The sequence below is a fragment of the Streptomyces sp. SID14436 genome, assembly GCF_010548465.1.
In the GTDB taxonomy this organism is placed as follows: domain Bacteria; phylum Actinomycetota; class Actinomycetes; order Streptomycetales; family Streptomycetaceae; genus Streptomyces.
On record NZ_JAAGMD010000460.1, the window covers coordinates 1 to 4251 of the forward strand.

Here is a 4251-nt window from a genome sequence, read left to right on the forward strand (position 1 = left end):
CGGGCGCGACGCCGCCGCCCGCCCCTCCCCGACGCCCGGCGCCGGACGGGACGAGGGCGGACCGTCCTGGGCCGGTGCCGACGGCGCCGCCTCCCAGGGCGCCCTGCGCGGCCGGCTGCACAACAGCGCCTCCGGCCTGTGCGTCGCGGTCGTCGGGGGCCGGGCCGCCGAGGACGCCGAGACCGAACTGGCCACCTGCTCCTCGGCCGCCGTGCAGCAGTGGACCTACGAGGGCGACGGCCTGCTGCGCAACGTCGCCCGGCCCGACCTGTGCCTGGACTCACGCCTCGGCTACGCCGTCCGCCTCACGCCCTGCACCGACGGGGACGGCGCGCGGGCCCGGGCCATGCGGTACGACTTCACCGTCCGGGGCGCCCTGATCCCCCGCTCGGACCAGGGCCTGGCCCTCGCCCCCGCCGCCACCGACGGCTCCGGCGCCCTCGTCCTGAAGAACCGCACCGACGACGACCCGCAGCGCTGGGCGCTCGACAGCGCCGCGCCCGACCTGCGGATGAAGGCCGTCACCTGGGACACCGAGGCCGCCACCCCGCCTCCGCCCGCACCGGAGCCCGCCCCCGCCACCGCCACGCCGTCGAGCCCTCCGGCCCCGGCCCCGTCGGCCACCGCGTCCCGGCCGTCCCCGTCCGTCCCGGCGTGCCCCGACGGGGGCACGTGCACGGGCGACGGCCGGGACGGCGGGTACGGCCACGGCTACGGAGACGGCCGCGGGCACCACCACCACGACCACGGCCCCGACCGCCGCCGGCGCTGACGCGGCCCGCCCCTCCGGCCGCCCCTCCGGCCCGCCCCTCCGGCCGCCCCTCCGGCCCGCGCCGGGCTCAGGCGTCGTCGCCCCGTACCGTCAGCTCCGCCCAGATGGTCTTGCCGTCGGCCGTGTGCCGGCTGCCCCAGCGCTGGGTGAGCTGCGCGACCAGCAGCAGCCCCCGGCCGCCCTCGTCCCACGTCTTGGCCCGGCGCAGGTGCGGCGCCGTGTGACTGGTGTCGGAGACCTCGCAGATCAGGGTGGCCGCGTCGTGGATCAGCCGCAGCCGGATGGGCGGCGCCCCGTACCGGATGGCGTTGGTGACCAGTTCGCTCACCACCAGCTCGGCGGTGAACGACGCCTCGGTCAGCGACCAGGCGGCGAGCTGCTCCAGGGCCTGCTTCCGGATCGGAGCGACGAGCGCCGGGTCCGCGGGGATGTCCCAGGTCGCCACCTGCGCGGACGGCAGTCCGCGCGTGCGGGCCAGCAGCAGGGCCACGTCGTCGGCGGCGCCGCCCGGGGTGAGCAGGGTGTGCAGGACCCGGTCGCACGCCTCGTCGAGCGATCCGGTGGTCGCCTGCGACAGTGCCTCGCGCAGCAGCAGGCGGCCCGCGTCGGCGTCCCGGACCCGCGTCTCGACCAGTCCGTCGGTGTAGAAGCCCAGCACGCTGCCCTCGGCCAGCTCCAGCTCGGCGGACTCGAAGGGCAGCCCGCCCAGGCCCAGCGGCGGGCCGTGCGGCAGGTCGATCTCCTGGGCCGGCCCGCCGCCCGGGGTGACCAGGACGGGCGGGGGGTGCCCGGCCCGGGCCAGGGTGCAGCGGCGCGACACCGGGTCGTACACCGCGTACAGGCAGGTCGCGCCGACCTCCCCGGTGGCGGCGTCGGCACCCGACTCCTGGGAGAGGTGCAGGACCAGGTCGTCGAGGTGGGTGAGCAGTTCCTCGGGGGCCAGGTCGATGTCGGCGAGGGTGCGCACGGCGGTGCGCAGCCGGCCCATCGTCGCCGACGCCTGGATGCCGTGCCCGACGACCTCGCCGACGACCAGGGCGACCCGCATCCCGGACAGCGGGATCACGTCGAACCAGTCGCCTCCCACCCCCGACTGGGCGGCCGGCAGGTAGCGGGTCGCCGCGTCCACCGCGGCCGTGCGCGGCAGATGACGGGGGAGCAGGCTCCGCTGGAGCGTCAGCGTGGTCTCCCGCTCCCGGGAGTAGCGGCGGGCGTTGTCGATGCAGACGGCCGCGCGCGCGGTGACCTCCTCGGCCAGCAGCACGTCGTCGTGGGTGAAGGCGTCGGGGTGGCGGTACCGGGTGAAGGCCGCCACGCCGAGCGTCGTGCCGCGGGCCTGGAGCGGCACCGACATCATCGAGTGGACGCCGTACTGCCGCACCTGGCTCGCCCGGGCCCGGTCCACCGCGAGCCACGGGTCCAGGTCGCCAGAGTCCACCGAGGCCACGATGCTGTGGCCGGCGATCAGCGAGTCGGCCTGCGGCGCGGCGGACGGGTAGACGACGACCTGGCCGGTGTCGGCGACCGACTCGGGGCTGCCCGGGGTGCGGGAGTGGTGGGCGACCCGGCGCAGCGACACGGGGGCGGCGAGCGGGCCGCCGGGGTCCCCGCCGGGCTCCAGGGGCTCCAGCAGGTCGACGCTGACGAAGTCGGCCAGTGCGGGCACGCAGACCTCGGCCAGCTCCTGCGCCGTGCGGGCCACGTCGAGGGTGGTGCCGATGCGGATGCTGGCCTCGTTGACCAGCAGGAGCCGTTCCCGCGCCCGGTACTGCTCGGTGAAGTCGTGGGCCGTCACGCAGACGCCCCGCACCCGCCCGGAGTCGTCGGTGAGCGGCGCGAGCCGGGCCAGCCAGGCCTGCGCGCGGCTCGCGCCGGTCGCTTTCATGTACGTCTGCATGTCGTGGCCCCGGCCGGTCCGCAGCACCGTCGTCAGGTGCTGCTCCAGCTCGGAGTGCTGCGTCCGGCCCCCGACCTCGGTGGGCCGCAGCCCCCGCAGGTGGTCGGCGGGCAGGCCGAGGAGGTCGGCCATGGCGTCGTTGACGCCCCGCAGGCGCAGCGCCCGGTCGAAGACCATGGTGGCGCAGGGGGACTGGAAGACGGCCGCCCGCACCAGCGGGTCGTCGGGCAGCTCCTGGTCGCCGGTGTCCAGCGGGGTGACCGCGAGCCAGTCGCCGGCCCCGCCGTCCTCGGTGATGCGCCGGTGCGCCAGCACCCACACGGTGACGGTGCCGCCGTCCCGGTGCCGGAGGGTCACCGTGCCGTCCCAGCGGGTCTCCTCCGTGGGCCGGGGCATGCGCGCGCCGTCCGCCAGCAGGGCGGCGACGGGGCGGCCGACGACCTCCTCGGCCGTGTGGCCGAGCAGGTTCCTGGCCCCCTCGTTCCACTGCGTGAGCGTGCCGTCGGCGGCGATGACGGCCCGGGCCGTCACGGAATCGTCGAACGGGTCGTCCGGCTTCATCGTCGCCACTCCATCGCGCCACTCACCGTGAGCTGGTGCCTCGCCTGGGGTCCAGCCTAGAGCCTGAAGGGCGGTTCCCGCCGCACCCGCGGAGGGCGGCAGGTCCGGGGCCCGCCCCGGCGGGCGCCCGACGGTCCCGGGGGCCGGGACACCACGGCACGCGGTCCGCCTGCCGCGCCCCGCACCACGCGCCGGGCGAGTCCGCTGCCATGTCTCCGCTCTTGTCAGGTACCCCTCCGCACTCCATGTGACCTGGGCATATTTACGAGTAAGTACCTGCGCGGTACCGTGAAGGCATGCCAGCTCTCAACGTGGAGTTCAGCGACCGCGAGCTCGAGGACCTGCGGCAGATCGCCAAGGAGCGCGGTACCTCGATGAAGGCGCTCGTCCGGGAGGCCGCCGCGGCCGACATCGCCCGCCACCGCGCGCTGCAGGAGGGTGCGGAGGCCTTCCGCCGGTTCTTCGCGTCCCATGCCGAGGAGTTCGCCGCCGCCTTCCCGGACGACGAACCGCGCGCCAAGGACGAAGGACGGGCCGCCTGACCGATGGCACCCGTGCTGCACATCGACGTGCCCTGGCTGCTCCAGCGGCACGAGGAGGTCCTCCCGGATCAGCCCGTCATCAACGACTTCTCCGCGCTGGTGGCCGCCGTGGCCCGGCACCGCGTCGACCCGCCCCGTCTGGGCGTCGACTCGGATCCCGCCTGGCGGGCCGCCGCGCTGCTGCACAGCCTCACCGTGCTCAGGCCGCTGCCGTCGGCGAACGCGCGGTTCGCCTGCGCGACCGCCGTGGCCTACATGTTCGTCAGCGGCGTCGGCATCGACCCGCCGTACGGCGCGCTCGTCGACCTGGCCCGCGACCTGATGATCGGCGCGGTCGACGTGTACGGCGCGGCCGACCGGCTGCGTTCCTGGCAGATCTGACGCACCGGCCGGTCCGCGCGCCGGCGCCCGCCCGGCAGGCGGCACGCCCGGTCCTCCCGTGTGCGGCCGCCGGCCGAGGGCGGGAGAGCGGGGCCGGC

General features: G+C 76.4%; 4 protein-coding genes. 3 read left to right on the forward strand and 1 reads right to left on the reverse strand.

The genetic code is table 11. The annotated features are described in order from the left end of the window. Positions 1 to 772, forward strand: a 772-nt coding sequence (locus G3I53_RS15905; RefSeq protein ID WP_164438469.1) for an RICIN domain-containing protein, incomplete at its 5' end; no start/stop codon positions are given. A gap of 67 nt (positions 773 to 839) precedes the next feature. Here the strand turns inward: G3I53_RS15905 and G3I53_RS15910 are convergent. Beyond that, a complete protein-coding gene (locus tag G3I53_RS15910) occupies positions 840 to 3230 on the reverse strand; it encodes a SpoIIE family protein phosphatase (protein WP_164338306.1) in 2391 nt (796 codons plus the stop codon). A 296-nt stretch (positions 3231 to 3526) separates the two neighbouring features. Here G3I53_RS15910 and G3I53_RS15915 point away from each other — a divergent pair, with 296 nt between their 5' ends. Beyond that, positions 3527 to 3772: a hypothetical protein gene (locus G3I53_RS15915; RefSeq protein ID WP_164338305.1), complete on the forward strand. Its 246-nt coding sequence runs from the start codon at positions 3527 to 3529 to the stop codon at positions 3770 to 3772. Between the two features lie 3 nt (positions 3773 to 3775). Next, positions 3776 to 4153, forward strand: a complete 378-nt coding sequence (locus G3I53_RS15920; RefSeq protein ID WP_164338304.1) for a toxin Doc — start codon at positions 3776 to 3778, stop codon at positions 4151 to 4153. Positions 4154 to 4251 lie beyond the last annotated feature (98 nt).